This window comes from Lactobacillus sp. PV012, assembly GCF_014522325.1.
GTDB lineage: Bacteria > Bacillota > Bacilli > Lactobacillales > Lactobacillaceae > Lactobacillus.
In genome coordinates, this window is sequence record NZ_CP041983.1 from 531,088 (window position 1) to 547,487 (window position 16,400).

The following is a 16,400-nucleotide window of genomic DNA, read 5'->3' on the forward strand; positions in this document are numbered from 1 at the left end:
GAGATAAAGATGGCAGTTGTTGGGATTGTAGCGGAATATAATCCTTTTCATAGTGGACACGAATTTTTGCTAAATCAGGCTCGCTTGGTTGCTAAAGATGATCCAATTATCGTTATTATGTCTGGTAACTACGTGCAAAGAGGACAGATGGCGATTATGAGTAAATGGGATCGGGCACAAGCTGCTTTACAGTCAGGTGCAGATTTAGTATTGGAATTGCCATTTTCATATGCAGTTCAACCAGCTGATATTTTTGCAGGTGGGAGTGTAAAGTTACTCCATGATTTAGGAGCAGAAAGTTTAGTATTTGGGGTAGAAGATGCAAATTTAAACTTTTCTTTTTTAGCGCAAAAAATTTCTCAGATTCCCCATAATCGCTTTACTTTCAGTGATTATACTCAAACTTATGCCACCCAATATAATCAAATGGTTGCTCAAGAAGTGGGGCATGAAATTAATCAGCCAAATATGATGTTAGCAATTGCATACGCTGTAGCTAATCTGTCTTTAAGACGACCGCTGTCTTTACATCCAATTATGCGAATTGGTAGTGGCCATGATGATTTATTGATGCGAGAAAATATCGTCTCGTCTGCTACTTCAATTCGTAATTTTTGCTTGCATCACCAAGGTGAGGATCTAAGCAGTCTAAAAAATTTGGTTCCCAAGGCAGAACTAGCAACCTTACAAAATCAAACTATCTATCCAAATTGGAATATTCTTTTTAAGTTTTTAAAATATCGTCTTGAAAGCACATCAGTAACGGATTTAGGAAGAATCTATCAAATGAGTGAAGGCCTTGAATACAAGATGAAAGAAGAGATTCATTTAGCGCAGGACTTTACAGAATTTTTACGCAGAATCAAATCCAAGCGTTATACTTATGCACGCTTAAGACGTTTAAGTTTATATACACTTTTAAATATAACTAGTGATGAAATGTTTGCTTCTTTTGATAATATTTCAACTTTATTGTTAGGATATAGCAAACGTGGAAGAAATTACTTAAAAAAGATGCGAAAAGATTTTGACGTTCCCATTATTTCAAAAGTTGATCGTAAGGGTGCTAGTGAGGGCACTTTAGGTTTGCAAGTTAAAACAGATCGTTTATTTGAACAAATTATAGGCCAAGATCAAAACTTTGGCCGTTATCCAATCGAGGTAAAATAATGCTTACTTATTCATATTCACAAATTAAAAATAGTCGTGCGCCATTGACGCACATTGATACCGATGTTGAATTAAGTCCTGAATTTTTTGAAAGAAGTAAGAACTTAATTGTCGACGCAAAGAATGTTCATGTTACAGGTGATTTCTTTTATCAAGAACCTTTTGTAACTGGAAACTTTACAGTTAATGCAGATGTTGTTGCTCCTTCAACTAGAAGTTTGGAACCAGTAAAGTTTCATGAAGAATTTAGTTTTACTGAAAATTATTCTGAAACTGAGCCAACTCAAGAACAGCTTGAAGAAGAAGAGACAATTGTTGTTGTTAAAGATGACAAAATTGATTTACAAACAGCAATTGAAGACCACCTTTTGTTAAATTTGCCTTCAGTAATTTTAACTGAGGAAGAAGAAAAAGATGATATTTTTCCAGAGGGACAAGACTGGAAAGTTATTTCTGAAGAAGATTATCAAAAAGAACAATCAAATCGTGAAAATCCTGCATTTGCTAAACTAAAAGATTTATTTAAGGATAATTCAGATAAAGATTAAAGTAGCGCTTGATTTAATTCCATTAAAAAATTAGAATTAAATTATTAATAAATTTTATTTTTTCTCTAATAAAAATCAATCATAATTAGAAAGTAGTGTTAAAACAGAATGAGTAAGATCCTAATTGTTGAAGATGAAAAAAGTTTAGCACGTTTTGTAGAACTTGAGTTACAACATGAACAATATGATACTGTAGTAGAAAGTGATGGGCGTAAGGCATTAGATTTAGCTTTAAAAGAAGATTTTGATGCGATTTTGCTAGATTTAATGTTGCCTAACTTAAATGGATTGGAGATTGCCCGCCGTTTACGTCAAACTAAGACAACTCCAATTATCATGATGACAGCTCGTGATTCTGTCATTGATCGTGTATCTGGGCTTGATCATGGGGCAGATGATTATATTGTTAAACCTTTTGCAATTGAAGAATTACTTGCACGTTTGCGTGCTGTTTTAAGACGCGTTCAAATTGAAAAAAGAGTAGTCAGCAGTACCTTAGGAGTTCAAAAGGTTATTCAATTTAATGATTTAACCATTGAAACTGCTAATCGTATTGTTCACCGTGGAGAAAAACAAGTTGATTTAACCAAGCGTGAATATAACTTATTGATGACTTTAATTGAAAATAAGAATAATGTGGTTACACGTGAAGAGCTTCTTAACAAGATTTGGGGACCAGAATCTAAGATTGAAACTAACGTAGTTGAAGTTTATGTACGTTATTTACGTAATAAGATTGATGTTCCTGGGCGTCCATCTTATATTAAGACTGTTCGCGGAACTGGCTATATGGTAAGAACTGATGAAAATGATGACCAACGCCAAGAAGACGAATAAGCAAAAAGAAGAGACTAAAAAACGCTCCTCAATCACTGCTAAGTGGGTAAGTGTAATGGCGGCGACAATTACAGTCTCTTTTGTGATTTTTTCAGTTGGAATTTATTTATTGCTACGCCAGCAACTGATAGCTCAAAATGAACAAATGAGTAATGAGATTGTCTCCACTTTTCAAAAGCGTTTGGAAGAAATCCCAACTAATTTCCGCACTTCAAATGTTGTGCCTAAGCTTTCTCCTAACACTAGAAAGATTTTAGCTGGTGAGGGGCCTTTAAATACTAACGATGAGGTTAATATTTTTAATGATAGTATTTTAGCTACTCTTTCTAATAAAGAAACGACAGTTACTCTCTATAATCCTCAAAAAGAAGTGGTATTTACTAATTCAAAAACTACAGTTCCTAAGTTAAAAACTCTTAAGAGCGCCCACGTTCAGAACTTGGTTCATACAGGACATGGACTAGAGCTAGATGTTTACCAAAAGGTTTATTCACGTGATAATAAACGTTTAGTTGGCTACATTGCAGTTAAAAATACAATGGCGCAAACTAATCATGTGCTAAAAACGATTAGAGTCTCAATGATTATTTTTTCATTAATCGTTATTGTTATTTTTATGGGATTAACTTTTGTGGTAATTAGTAGCTGGGCAAAACCAGTAAAAAGAATTTCAGAACTTGCTCGTAAAATTGATAAAGATCCTAATAGTGAAGAACGTTTGCCCAAGCTTAAACGTACTGATGAATTGGGAGAGCTAACAGATAGTTTCAACGAAATGCTTGATCGAATGCAAGCTTATATTCGACAGCAGAAGCAATTTGTGGGGGATGTTTCTCATGAATTACGGACCCCAGTTGCAGTTATTCAAGGTCATATGAATATGCTTAATCGTTGGGGAAAAGATGATCCAAAGATTTTACAAGAATCAATTGATGCCTCGCTTCAAGAAGCCAATCGTATGAATCATTTAATTCAGGAAATGTTAGATTTGACCCGTGCTGAACAAATTGATGTTCAATTCCCAAATGAAGTCTCAGATGTAAATTCAGTTTTGGAACGTACAGTCAATAACTTGCAGATGATTCACCCAGATTTCAAGATTATTTATGATGATGCAGATTTAAAATCGAATACAAAGATAAAAATGTATCAGAATCATTTAGAGCAAGTTTTAATTATTTTGATGGATAATGCGATTAAGTATTCACAAGATCGTAAGGAAATTATTGTAGATGCTTCTACTGAACGAGAAACTGTAGAGATCTCAGTTCAAGATTTTGGTGAAGGAATTGCACTTGAAGAACAGCAAATGATCTTTAATCGTTTCTATCGAGTAGATAAGGCCCGAACTCGGGAAAAAGGTGGAAATGGTTTAGGTTTATCAATTGCCCAGAAGTTAGTAGAAGGTTACCATGGGAAGATCAGTGTAACTTCTCAATTAGGTTCTGGTAGTATCTTTAAGATTGAATTTCCACTTTTGAAATCTGATTCTGAAGATGAAAAATCAGAATAACATTAAGTTGCCAGTTATTGGCAGCTTTTTTATTGGGGTGAAAAATAGTATAATTAGATGAAATGATTAGGAAAGATTATGGGAGAAGATATGAGTAGTTTGAATATTGATGTACAGGGGATGCGGAAGAAAATTCTTGATTTAGCAATGCGAGGAAAGCTAGTTAAACAAGATACCAGTGATGAACCTGCGAGTGTTTTGCTTGAGAAGATTAGAATAAAAAAAGAACAATTAATCAAAGAAAAGAAAATCAAGAAAACCAAACCACTTCCTGAAATTACAGACAAAGAGAAGCCTTTTGACATTCCTGAAAGTTGGGAATGGGTGAGATTAGGGGAAATATTATTAATTTAATATCTGGTAGAGACATCCCCAAAAACGATCATTTAGATAAACCTACAAAAAATAGTATTCCTTATATTACAGGTGCTAGTAATTTATTGAAGGATAGAATAAATATTAATGAATGGATTGAAGAACCTAAAACTATTGTAGAAAAAGGAACTATTTTAATTTCTGTTAAAGGAACAATAGGTAAAATTGCAATCTTAACTGCGAAAAAAGCCCATATTGCACGCCAAATTATGGGAATAGAGAATATATTTCTCTTAAGTCAAAACTTTCAAAAATATTTTCTAGAGAGTTATGTAGAACAACTTAAAAACAAATCTAAGAGTATGATTCCAGGTATTTCTAGAGAAGATGTATTATTAGCTTCTTTTCCTCTCCCACCACTTGAAGAGCAAAGTCGAATTGCGGCCAAAATTGAAGAACTTTTTGAATTACTTGATACTATTGCACAAGCTCAAAAGAAATATGAGGGCTTACAAGGAGAATTAAAAGAAAAGATTCTTAGTTTGGGGATGCAAGGGAAGCTTGTTGATCAAGATAAAAACGATGAATCCGCAAGTATTTTACTTGAGAAGATTAATGCTAAAAAAGCACAACTAATCAAAGAAAAGAAAATCAAGAAAACTAAACCACTTCCTGAAATTAGTGATGAAGAGAAGCCTTTTGATATTCCCGAAAGTTGGGAATGGGTGAGATTGGGGAAATAGGAGAGTTACAAACCGGGAATACCCCTACAAAAAAAGATAGAAGTTTATACAATGGTGAGATTCCTTTTATTAAACCAGCAGATATTACGAACCAGGGTATTAATTATGCAACAGAGGATACTTTAAGTTGTAAAGGAATAGAAAAAGGTAGAATTGCTAATAAAGGTGATATTTTAATTACTTGTATTGGTAATTTGGGACGAAATTTTCATGTAAATCGTAAAGTGGCTTTTAATCAACAAATAAATTCTATTTCTCCTATTTTAGGAAATCATGTACTACTTCACTATTTTTTAGAAACTAATTTTTTTGTAAAAACAATGTATAAAAATGCTTCTGCAACGACATTATCCATATTAAATAAAACCAAATTGAGCAATTTAATTCTTCCACTCCCACCACTTAACGAACAAAAAAGAATTGCTGCTAAAATTGAAGAATTATTTACTGTGATTGATTCAACGGCATCATAAAAAGCATCCCTGTCCTGGGGATGCTTTTTAATCTATTATCTATTTATCTTTATTTTGTCGTTTTTGTTTACCAGCATTACGTTCACGTAAACTTTGGTGTAACTGATTAGTTTCTTGTTTTTTAGCTTTCGCTTGAGAAGTCTTACCTAAGATATTATCAATTACTTGTGGAGTAACGACTTGTTTTAAAGGTGTGTCTTTAAGTTCTGCAGCAACATCACGTTTAACTTTTGGCATAATAACAAAGGTTGCAATTAATTGTTGAATAACAATTACAATACCACCAGCTGTAAAGTAAAGAGCTAAGGCACCAGAAGCTGAAATTGAAATAAAGAAGGTCATTGCTGGACTTAAGAACATTGTCATCTTCATGGTTCTCTTTTGTTCTTCAGATAAGCCAATGGTTGAAAGATAACCTTGTAGTAAGTAAAGAGCGGTCGCAATTAAAGTAAGTACCAGTGACTTTTGGCTCAAAGAAATTCCAAAGAAAGTAGAATGGGCAAGTTTTTCAGAATAGGCTACCGCTTGATAAATTCCGGCCATAATTGGTAATTGAATTAAAAGTGGTAAACATCCCATTCCACCAGTCATCGAAAGATTATTTTCTCGATAAATCTTCATTTGGAGTTGACTAATTTCCATTTGTTGTGGTTGAGTTATGCCTGGAGTTTTAAGTGCCTTTTGAACTAACTTCATTTGAGGTTGAAGACGTTGCATTTTTTCTTGTTGCGTCGTCATCTTGTGCTGTGAAATTAAACGAAGTGGCAATACAATTAATTGAACAACAATCGTAATAATTCCAATTGCCCAGCCTGCCCCATTTTGGCCACCAATTTTTTGCTCAACGTAAAGCATGATATTTTGTAATGGTTTACCAAAAAGACTGTATACCCAAGCATAAGGACCGCTAGTTGGTGGATTAGGAATATTAGAACCAGTATGGGTAGTGGTTCCACAAGCAGTTAAAAAAATTGCCATGAGCGCTAAAAGCCCAAATAATTTAAAGTATTTTGATTTTTTCAATGTCACAAACCTTTCTAACAGTATGATTTCAGTTTACTAAGAATATTTAATTTGAGCAATAGCTAGTATTAATAAATGATTTGAAAAGAACGAAATGGTCTTTCTTCAATTTCTTCAACCTCAATTTTATCCACTCTACCTGAAGGAGAGGGAGAGGCTTTAACTTTAGAAATAAATTCTGCTAATACTAAAGGTTCGCCTTGGGCAACAGCTGTTACAGTGCCGTCAGCATTATTTTTAACAGTGCCTTTAATGCCTAATTCTTTTGCGACATTTTGAGTACACCAACGAAAGCCAACACCTTGGACATGACCGTGGACAGTAATTTTTTTAGTTTGCATGATAAAATCCCCTTTAAAGACTTAAATTAATTTGTAATTATTTCAATTATAACGCTAATTCGATAAAATAAAGGAAGAACCTAGAAAGAAGAATTTAAATGATTGAAATAAATTCAGTAAATAACAAACTCATTAAGGATATTCGTAAGTTAGAAAAAAAGAAATACCGTAAAGAAGAAGGGCTTTATTTAATTGAAGGCTTTCATCTAGTTAAGGAAGCTTTAAAAAGCCATTTGAATTATCGCTATCTTTTAGCAACTCAAGATTCTTTGACTCGTTTAGAAGCTGAAACAATGGAAGATTTTTCCGACGATAAAACTATTTTGATTAATGAAGCAATTAGTGATCATTTGAGTGCAACAAAAAATAGTCAAAATATTTTTATGGTCTTGCCAATTAATCAACCACGTTATTTTAGTTTTGAGTATGGTAAGTGGGTTGTTTTAGATAATTTAACTGATCCTGGCAATGTAGGAACAATCATTAGAACAGCAGATTCTGCTGGTTTTGATGGGGTGGTTTTATCGCAAGAGTCAGTTGATCTTTATAACCCTAAAGTTCAACGTAGTATGCAAGGAAGTCAATTCCACATTCAAATTATTCAAATGCCAATTATGGATGCAATTTCTAGTTTTGAAAATGGTGGGATTCCAGTTTATGTGAGCGTACTAGATCCAGATGCTAAGAAGATTGAAAATGTAGTTCCTGTACCACAGCTAGCTTTGGTGATTGGAAATGAAGCTCATGGAGCAAGTGAGCCGGTCATTGAAGCAGCTGATAAAAAAATCTATATTCCAATTAAAGGACAAGCAGAATCTTTAAATGCAGCAGTTGCAGCTGGCATTATGATCTACCATTTTGTCTAAGATTAATACTTGTATTTAGTAAGTGAGCATTTTATAATAAATGATATAACAGATTTAGAGATTTTAGGAGGAATAACTTATGTCAGACACTATCCAAACAAAATCCCAAGAAGGTTGTAGTCAAGTAGAAGACTATAGTCTCTGTGATCATTTTATTAATGCTTTTAGCATTATTGGTAAGAAGTGGAATGGATTAATTATTAGTTCTTTATGTGATACTCAAGAAATGCGCTTTAAAGATTTGGCACGTTGCATCAGTAAATGCAGTGACCGAGTTTTGGTAGAACGACTTAAAGAACTTGAAAATTTAGATATTGTAAAAAGAACTGTTAATGATGAAACTGGAATTATTTCTTATACTTTAACTTCAAAAGGTAGTGAATTAAAGCCCGTTTTTGATAGCGTACATAATTGGGCAGATAAGTGGGAATAAACTATCTTGCAAGAATTTAAGTTTTGTTTTAACATAATAAATATAATTAAAAATTAAATGCGTTGATCAAGATTAGTAGTGAGGATTTCTATTTCAGAGAGGGCTTAAGTTGGTGAAAGAGCCTATAGAATAAACATGAATTTCATCTTAGGAGCAGAATCTAATCAATTCCGGTATTTCACCGTTAACGTAAAAGAGTGTGAACACGCACTTTTGTGCTAGTTTAAACTAGGGTGGTACCGCGAAGCTTCGTCCCTTTTTAGGGGATGAGGCTTTTTTTATCGGAAAGGAAAAAATAATGGACTTATTCGAGAAATTAAATAAGTTAAAAGAAGAAGGAACCGAAAAGATTAAGCAAGCTGATACTCAAAAAAAGCTTGATGAAATTAGGGTCAACTTAGTTGGCCGTAAAGGACAATTGACAGAAATTTTACACTCAATGAAAGAAGTAGAAGCAAGTCAACGTCCTAAAGTTGGACAAAAAGTAAATCAATTGCGTGACTACTTCCAAGAGACTTTTGATAAAGCTAAAGAAAAGATGACCGAAGCAGTAATTGCACGTCGCCTAGAAGAAGAAAAAATTGACGTAACTCTTCCTGGACGTAAAGGGCATGTTGGTTCAATGCACCCAATTAACATTATTTTAGATGATTTAGAGAGTTTCTTTATTGGGATGGGTTACAAGGTAGTTCAGGGACCTGAAATTGAAACAGATCACTACTGTTTTGAAATGATGAACTTACCAAAGGATCACCCAGCTCGTGATATGCAAGCTACTTTTTATATCGACGAAGAAAACTTGCTGAGAACGCAAACTTCTGGTGACCAAGCACGTGTTTTAGAAAAGCATGATTTTTCAAAAGGTCCTTTAAAGATGGTAGGACCTGGTAAGGTATATCGTCGCGATGATGATGATGCGACTCACTCACACCAATTCCAACAAATGGAAGGCCTAGTGATTGATAAAAATGTAACTATGTCTGATTTAAAGGGTACCTTGGAAATGATTACTAAGCATATGTTTGGCCAAGATAGAAAGACTCGCTTGCGTCCATCATATTTCCCATTTACTGAACCATCTGTAGAAATGGATGTATCTTGTTTTAATTGTGATGGTAAAGGCTGCCCAATTTGTAAATTCACTGGTTGGATTGAAGTTTTAGGAGCTGGAATGGTTCACCCAAACGTTTTGCGTAATGCAGGTGTGGATCCAGAAGTTTATGGTGGTTTTGCCTTTGGGGTAGGACTTGATCGTTTTGCAATTTTGAAGTATGGAATTAATGATATTCGTGATTTCTATACTAATGATGTTCGTTTCTTAGCACAATTCCGTAAGGAGGAAGAAGACTAATGCTTGTTTCATATAATTGGCTTCAAGATTTTTTAAATTTAGATATTGACCCAAAAGACTTAGCAGAAAAAATTACACGTACTGGTGTAGAAATTGAATCAGTTAACCATCCTGAAGATGGATTAAAAAAATTAGTTGTAGGACATATTTTAGAATGTGAAGACATCGAAGGAACTCACTTGCACAAATGTTTAGTAGATGTAGGTGAAGATGAGCCGATTAAAATCGTTTGTGGTGCTCCTAATGTAGCAGCTGGTCAAAATGTAATTGTAGCGCTTCATGGAGCAAGAATTGCAGGTAACCATAAGATTAAACGTGGTAAGATTCGTGGTATTGAATCAAACGGGATGATTTGTGGTTTGCAAGAAATTGGCTTTGCTGATAAGATTGTTCCTCCAAAGTATGCAGATGGAATTTTTGTTTTTCCTAAAGATGCTGATGTAAAACCAGGTGAAGATGTTTACCAGGCCTTAGGAATGGACGACTATATCTTAGATTTTGACATTACTCCTAACCGTGCAGATACTCTATCAATGGAAGGGGCTGCTTATGAAGTTGGTGCAATTGTTGACCAAAAGCCTAAGATTGAACCAGTTGTTTTAAAAGAAGATGGTGCAGATTGGACTGGTGAGTTAGAGACTGAAGTTGATGAAAAACTTGCTCCTAAAATGTCTTTGCGTAAAATTACTGGTGTTAAGGTTGGCGAAAGTCCATTATGGATGCAGAGAAGACTTTGGAATGCAGGAATTCGCCCAATCAATAATGTAGTTGATGTTACAAATTATGTCATGCTATTAACTGGACAACCAATGCATGCTTACGACGCTCGCACCTTTGAAAATGGTAAGTTTGAAGTTAGAAATGCCAAGCAAGGTGAAAAGCTTACTTTATTGAATGATAAAGAAGTTGAATTAGATCCACGTGATATTGTAATTACTGATGGAAAAGAACCTGTAATGATGGCAGGAGTAATGGGTGGTAAAAATTCTGAAGTTGAAGATGATACCACTGATATTATCTTAGAGTCAGCAATTTTTGATGGAACTAGTGTAAGAAAGTCTGCGGTTCGCCACGCTAACAGAACCGAAGCTTCTAGTCGCTTTGAAAAAGGTGTTAACTGGGATAATACTGAAAAGGCACTTGATATGGCTGCTTTGCTTTTGCGTAATGAAGCTGAAGGAAAGATTGCTACTGGTGTGATTCGTCCTACTAAGCAAGAAAGAAAGCCAGCTGTAGTTAAGACAACTATTTCGCACATTAACAAAGTGTTGGGAACTGAATTGACTAGCGCAGAAATTGAGAAGATTTTTGATCGGTTAAATTTTGAAACTCAAATTAATGGAGATGAATTAGTAGTTACGGTGCCAAATAGAAGATGGGATATTTCAATTCCAGCCGATTTGGTAGAAGAAGTTGGTCGAATTTATGGCTATGACAATCTTAAGTCAACTCAACCTCTTTTAGCTGAAACCCATGGTGGCTACAGTGAAAAAGAAATTGCGATGAGAAGAATTAAGGCAATCATTCAAGGCCAAGGAATGATGGAAGCTATTTCTTATTCTTTGACTTCACCAGAAAAGGCCGTTCGTTACACTAAGGATCCTCAACCTTTAGTAGAAGTAGAAATGCCTCTTAACTCAAGCCGTTCTGCAATGAGAGAAAACTTGATGACTGGGTTAATGGATGCTGCTAGATACAACATGGCTCGTAAAGAAAAAGAATTAGCACTTTTTGAACAAGGTCGTGTTTATGATCATGCAAATAACGAGTTCAATGAACATGAACATGTTGCTACTTTATACTCAGGGCATACTTTTGATCAAAACTGGCAACATGAAAATCAAAAGGTTGATTTCTACTTTGTTAAGGGTCAGTTAACTGAACTCTTTATTGCAATTGGCATTAAAGAAGATGAGGTTGAATACAAAGCAGAAGTAATTAATGGCATGCATCCAACTAGAACTGCTGGTATTTACATTAAGGGTGAATATGTAGGAATGATTGGAATGATTAGCCATGAAATTATGGTCCAAGATAAATCTTTACGTGGTAGTGAAATTTATGGTTATGAATTAGATCTTGATAAAATTATTCCACTTCTTCATAAAGGGATGAAAGCTCAACCAGCTCCAAAATTCCCAGCTATTAAGCGTGATTTATCAGTTCTAGTAGCTGATGACATTACAAATGCTCAAATTGTAAGTCAAATTAAACAAAGTGCTGGTAAGTACCTTACTAAGGTTGAAGTAATCGATGTGTATGCTGGAGCACAAATTGAAAACGGCAAGAAGTCAATCTCTTATTCATTAACTTTCTTAAATAAGAAAGAAACTTTGACTGATGAAGTAGTTACTAAGGCGATGGATAAAGTAGAAGAAGATTTGAAGGAAAAATTAAATATTGTAATTCGTTAATTTTTAGAGAAACTTTTGGTATAATTGCCTTAGCTTTGTAAAGGCGGAGGATTGCAATTGCTAGATAAAAAGAGAGAAAAGCAGCGTCAATTAGAACAAAGAGCTTCTAATAAATTAACAAAATGGATTTTGGGGATAATTGGTGCAATAGTTGTTGTAGCAGTGATATTTACTGGTGGGTATACTATTTATGCAATGCAACCTGTAAATAGACATAATGATGCAGCAATTAGTGTTAATATTCCTGAAGGAGCAACTAATTCTCAAGTTGCAGATATTTTACGTAAGAATCATTTGATTCGTAATACAAAGATTTTTAATATTTGGTTAAAACTTCATAGTGAAAGTGGTTTTCAAGCAGGAGATTTTTACTTATCACAATCAATGTCTAATAAAGAATTGGTCAATATTTTACTAGGCGGTCAGCGTCCTATTGATGGGCATGTCCTAGTAAAAGAAGGTCAAACAATAGATGCGATTGCGACAACAGTAAGTAAATCAACTAAGTATAGTAGAGCTGACTTTTTGAAATTGATGAAGAACAAAAAGTTTTTGAAACAACTAGAAAAGAAATATCCTAAACTTTTATCTAGTTCAATGGCCAAAGACAATGTTCGTTATCATTTGGAAGGTTATCTCTTTCCAGCTAGATATGATGTTTATAAAGGTTCTTCTTTAGAAGAATTAGTTACGCAGATGGTACAAAAGACCAATGAGGTCTTAACTCCATATTATACAACTATTAAAAAGAAAGACCTTACTGTTCAAGAAGTGCTTACCTTAGCATCGTTAGTAGAACGAGAAGGGGTAAAGACTTCAGATCGTCGTAAGATTGCTGGTGTATTCTTTAATCGTTTAGAGGCAGGGATGCCAATTCAGTCAGATATTTCTGTAATGTATGCTTTGAACAAGCACAAGAACTCCTTAACCATTAAAGATACAAAAGTTAAGTCACCATATAACTTATATGTTCACAAAGGATTTGGACCAGGACCATTTAATAATCCTAGTTTAGATTCAATTCAAGCGGTCTTAAATCCAGCTGATCGTGATGAAGGTTACCTTTACTTTGTCGCTAACTTGAAGACAGGAAAGGTTTACTTCTCTAAGAGTTATGACCAACATTTACAAACAAATAGCAAATTAGGTCAATAAAAGCATTTGACTTTTTAGCCAATAAACAATAAGCTATTTTTGCAAGATTAAGAAATTCATAGTGAGGAGCAAAAAAGTATGGCAGAAAAGGTTTATCCAATGACTGCTGAAGGTAAAGAAAAACTTCAGAAAGAATTAAAAGATTTGAAATTGGTTAAGCGTCCAGAAGTTATTGAACGTATCAAAGTAGCTCGTTCATTTGGAGATTTATCAGAAAACTCTGAATATGATGCAGCTAAAGATGAACAAAGTGCTGTAGAACAACGCATTTTGCAAATTGAACAAATGTTAAAATATGCTCAAGTTGTAGACGGAGAATCAGTTGATCCAAATGAAGTAGCAATTGGTAAGACTGTTACTTATACTGAAGTGGGTACTGATGATCCAGAGACTTACACAATTGTAGGTACTGACGAATCTGATCCATTAAACGGAAAGATTTCCAATGACTCTCCAATTGCTCAAGCTTTGCTTGGCAAAAAGAAGGGTGAAGTTGTTACTATCAATACTCCAGGTGGAAGTTTTGAAGCAAAAATTGATGATGTAACTACTAAATAAAAACTTAGTCAAAAAAGAGACGACCCTTACTGGGATCGTCTCTTTTTTGCATGTTTTCGGAAAACTAGGATAGAAATTAAAGTCATTAATGAAATTAAGGACCCAATTAAGAAAGGATAAGGGATATAAATCAAAGTAATTTGATGTTTTCCTTTAGCAAGATTAAAGGACAAAAATGTATTATGCCAAAGTTTAGCAGGGACTCTTTGCCCGTTATCAAAAATCAACCAATTTTTTGAATAAGGTAAAGTTGAAGCAAAAGTAGTATTTTTGACGGAATAATAGTTAAATTTGAGTGATAAAGCTGAGGTTTGATATATTGTTGGTTGCTTTTGCAAGTATTGTTTCATTACTTGTAAGTAATGCTGAGTATCAAATGTCCACAAACGTGCAGTTGAAAGATCTAAAGTGTGGTCTTTTAAATTAAAGGTGATATGAATTGGATGATTTTTGTGGCGAGAAGTGAGATTAATTAATTTAAATCCACTTCCTAAGTCACTGGTATCAATTTCTTTGCCGTTAATTATTAAGCTTGCACTATCCTTATCAACATAGCTGGGCAGCTCTAAGTAGTAAGGATCGTTAGTGCTAGGAATTAAGGTAAAACTAACACTACTTTCGAATTTTTTATTAACTGTGCTGTAAACATGCCAGCTATTTTTCCAAGCTTTACTATTACGTAAAATAGGTTTAGGGAAGGCAAGAGCACTGTAGAAATATGTTTGCCTGCCGAGAATTTGGTAGAGTAAGTTGGTTTGATTATAAATGGGATCGCCGTCTTTCAAGGAAAATTTTTTATTTGAGTTAATTGTAAAAAATAATGGAAGAGCAGCAGGATTTTTTCTAATTTGAATTTGGTCAATATTTTTAAGAAATGGATCTTGGTTGAAGTCAAGACGTTCGTATGTTTCCGTTAAATTAAGTTGCTTTTGGACGGGAAGACGCCAGTGAAGAGAATTGGGTAGTAAATAATATTTAATTCCTAAGATACTATCAGTTACTAAGGTAGAATAGTTATTTGAAAAAGAATTATCATTACTTTTAAGTCCAAGAGCACGGACAAAAGAGATGGTTTTACTATCAGAAATTGAATTAAAATGCCCAATACCATAATAATTGTTGCTTAGTGAATCATTTTCTGACCGATCAAAATTTTTTTCAATTCTAAATAAGCTGGTATCTTTTTGGTTAAGATAATTAACGGCTCGGGTGAGATTGTTCGTCGTATTGCTATAGGCAAAGTTATTTTGGTAAGAAATTTCATTGAGTGAGAAGATGAGATTAATGGTCACTTCAATCCCCACTAGACCAAAGATAAATAACTTAGCCCATTGATAATTGTAAAAAGTAATTAAAAGTCCCACACAAATGAGGAAAAGAACTGAAAGTTCGAATTTAAAATTACTCATAAATTCAAATTGATTTTTGCTAATAGACCAGAAAACCATTAAAGCTATTAAAAGAATATCAGTTAGAATTTTTTGCCATACTTTAAAGTAATGTTGACGTTGGAGAAGTTGAATTCCTAAATCAAGAAGGTAAAAAATTAATACAAAACTAAAACGTCCTGGATACCATACGGGAAATTGTCCCATGTGCCAGAGGAGAATGAGGGGATTGAAGCTTAATGATAAGAGAAGGAAGAGTAGTAGACCAGCTTGGAAGAATTTTTGACGCTTGGAAAATGATTGACTGGTAAAATAAAGAATAGCCAAAATTAAAAAAGTAGAAGTTAAGAAAATGTTTGGAAAACCTTTTTCCATTTCTGTAAAACTGTAGCTACCAATTTCAAATTTAGTAAAAATGTTCCAAGGCATAAATTGAAAATTCCAATTAAATTGAGAATCAACATTTGTTTTTCCTTGTAATAATTCAACAACAGTGGGGACTAGAGTAAAACTAGCAAGTAATGTAGCTAAGATACTCTTTTTGAAATAGATAAGAATTTTTTGGAAGGGAGAGCTAATTTTTTGACCAAAGAGGTTGGAAATAAAATATAAAAAACCAAATAGCAAAGCCATATAACCAGTGTAAAAATTAGTAAACCAAAGTAAAAAAGTAATTAAAAGTAAGTGGTTATTTTTTTGATTTTTTAGAATTTTTTGTAAACTATAAATTAATAATGGGAGTAAAATAACACTATCAAGCCACATTAAATTTAAGTTATTAGCAAGCATGTAGCCACTTAAGGCATAGGCAAGACTAGCTGCTAAAGCAAAAAATTTTCCTGTTGTTTGAAACTTTCTTTGCCAAAGAAAGTAACTTGTTAAACCAGCTAGACCAATTTTTAGAGAGATAAGTAGCAAAGTGGCTTGAGGAAGGAAACCAGTGGGAAAGAGTAATAAAATTAAGTTTAAAGGACTATTTAAGTAGTAAGCATCTGTCCCAATCATTGACCCCCCTAAGCCTTTAGAGAGACTGTAAATCAGTTTTAGGGGTGAGTGAAAGAAGTTGGTTTTAAAATAGGCAAGAAAATCGATGTATTGTTGCCCTAAATCTACAGTTAAAATGTCCATTTTTCGAAAATAGAAATAGGTGAAAAAAATAAAACTAGGTAAGATGAACGATAAAAGATAGATAAAAAATCGACGAGTTTTTGTCATAAAGATCCTTTTCTTTTGTAATATTTAAGATTAGCTTCAATTCATGAATAATGATAG

16 protein-coding genes and 1 other annotated feature are annotated in these 16,400 nt (G+C 33.8%); of the genes, 13 read left to right on the forward strand and 3 right to left on the reverse strand.

Annotated elements, in window-relative coordinates:
* Positions 1–9: 9 nt before the first annotated feature.
* From FP433_RS02690 to FP433_RS02720, 7 genes are all read left to right on the forward strand, one after another.
* Positions 10–1,170, forward strand: coding sequence for a nucleotidyltransferase (locus tag FP433_RS02690; protein WP_265487041.1), 1,161 nt, complete (start codon positions 10–12; stop codon positions 1,168–1,170).
* Complete coding sequence (locus FP433_RS02695; RefSeq protein WP_265487042.1) at positions 1,170–1,718, forward strand: DUF177 domain-containing protein; 549 nt, start codon at positions 1,170–1,172, stop codon at positions 1,716–1,718. Before FP433_RS02690 ends, FP433_RS02695 begins: the two co-directional genes overlap by 1 nt.
* Positions 1,719–1,826: 108 nt before the next feature.
* The gene (locus tag FP433_RS02700) at positions 1,827–2,555 is read left to right on the forward strand and encodes a response regulator transcription factor (RefSeq protein ID WP_265483220.1); all 729 of its coding nucleotides are present in this window, start codon (positions 1,827–1,829) and stop codon (positions 2,553–2,555) included.
* Positions 2,521–4,068: a HAMP domain-containing sensor histidine kinase gene (locus FP433_RS02705; protein ID WP_265487044.1), complete on the forward strand. Its 1,548-nt coding sequence runs from the start codon at positions 2,521–2,523 to the stop codon at positions 4,066–4,068. Before FP433_RS02700 ends, FP433_RS02705 begins: the two co-directional genes overlap by 35 nt.
* Positions 4,069–4,146: 78 nt before the next feature.
* Positions 4,147–4,422 (forward strand): hypothetical protein, encoded by a 276-nt coding sequence (locus FP433_RS02710; protein WP_265487045.1) that lies wholly within the window; start codon positions 4,147–4,149, stop codon positions 4,420–4,422.
* Complete coding sequence (locus FP433_RS02715; protein ID WP_265487047.1) at positions 4,389–5,126, forward strand: restriction endonuclease subunit S; 738 nt, start codon at positions 4,389–4,391, stop codon at positions 5,124–5,126. Before FP433_RS02710 ends, FP433_RS02715 begins: the two co-directional genes overlap by 34 nt.
* Positions 5,105–5,599, forward strand: coding sequence for a restriction endonuclease subunit S (locus FP433_RS02720; RefSeq protein WP_265487049.1), 495 nt, complete (start codon positions 5,105–5,107; stop codon positions 5,597–5,599). Before FP433_RS02715 ends, FP433_RS02720 begins: the two co-directional genes overlap by 22 nt.
* Before the next feature lie 39 nt (positions 5,600–5,638).
* On the opposite strand, the gene yidC is transcribed toward FP433_RS02720, so the two are convergent.
* Entirely contained in the window at positions 5,639–6,622 is a 984-nt protein-coding gene (gene yidC / locus FP433_RS02725; RefSeq protein WP_416202977.1) for a membrane protein insertase YidC, read from the reverse strand.
* Between the two features lie 68 nt (positions 6,623–6,690).
* Positions 6,691–6,963, reverse strand: a complete 273-nt coding sequence (locus tag FP433_RS02730; RefSeq protein ID WP_265483215.1) for an acylphosphatase — start codon at positions 6,961–6,963, stop codon at positions 6,691–6,693.
* 98 nt (positions 6,964–7,061) lie between these two features.
* On the opposite strand from FP433_RS02730, the gene FP433_RS02735 reads away from it, so the two are divergent.
* From FP433_RS02735 to greA, 6 genes are all read left to right on the forward strand, one after another.
* Positions 7,062–7,829, forward strand: a complete 768-nt coding sequence (locus FP433_RS02735) for a TrmH family RNA methyltransferase (RefSeq protein ID WP_265487050.1) — start codon at positions 7,062–7,064, stop codon at positions 7,827–7,829.
* A gap of 79 nt (positions 7,830–7,908) precedes the next feature.
* Entirely contained in the window at positions 7,909–8,262 is a 354-nt protein-coding gene (locus FP433_RS02740) for a winged helix-turn-helix transcriptional regulator (RefSeq protein WP_265483212.1), read from the forward strand.
* 53 nt (positions 8,263–8,315) lie between these two features.
* Positions 8,316–8,522 (forward strand) — a binding site (T-box leader).
* A gap of 38 nt (positions 8,523–8,560) precedes the next feature.
* Positions 8,561–9,613 (forward strand): phenylalanine--tRNA ligase subunit alpha, encoded by a 1,053-nt coding sequence (gene pheS / locus FP433_RS02745; protein WP_265487051.1) that lies wholly within the window; start codon positions 8,561–8,563, stop codon positions 9,611–9,613.
* Positions 9,613–12,027: a phenylalanine--tRNA ligase subunit beta gene (gene pheT / locus FP433_RS02750; protein ID WP_265487052.1), complete on the forward strand. Its 2,415-nt coding sequence runs from the start codon at positions 9,613–9,615 to the stop codon at positions 12,025–12,027. Before pheS ends, pheT begins: the two co-directional genes overlap by 1 nt.
* 57 nt (positions 12,028–12,084) lie before the next feature.
* A complete protein-coding gene (gene mltG / locus FP433_RS02755; protein ID WP_265487053.1) occupies positions 12,085–13,182 on the forward strand; it encodes an endolytic transglycosylase MltG in 1,098 nt (365 codons plus the stop codon).
* 78 nt (positions 13,183–13,260) lie between these two features.
* The gene (gene greA, locus FP433_RS02760) at positions 13,261–13,740 is read left to right on the forward strand and encodes a transcription elongation factor GreA (RefSeq protein ID WP_265483208.1); all 480 of its coding nucleotides are present in this window, start codon (positions 13,261–13,263) and stop codon (positions 13,738–13,740) included.
* A gap of 26 nt (positions 13,741–13,766) precedes the next feature.
* Here greA and FP433_RS02765 read toward each other — a convergent pair whose 3' ends face one another.
* The gene (locus FP433_RS02765) at positions 13,767–16,343 is read right to left on the reverse strand and encodes a YfhO family protein (RefSeq protein ID WP_265487055.1); all 2,577 of its coding nucleotides are present in this window, start codon (positions 16,341–16,343) and stop codon (positions 13,767–13,769) included.
* Positions 16,344–16,400 lie beyond the last annotated feature (57 nt).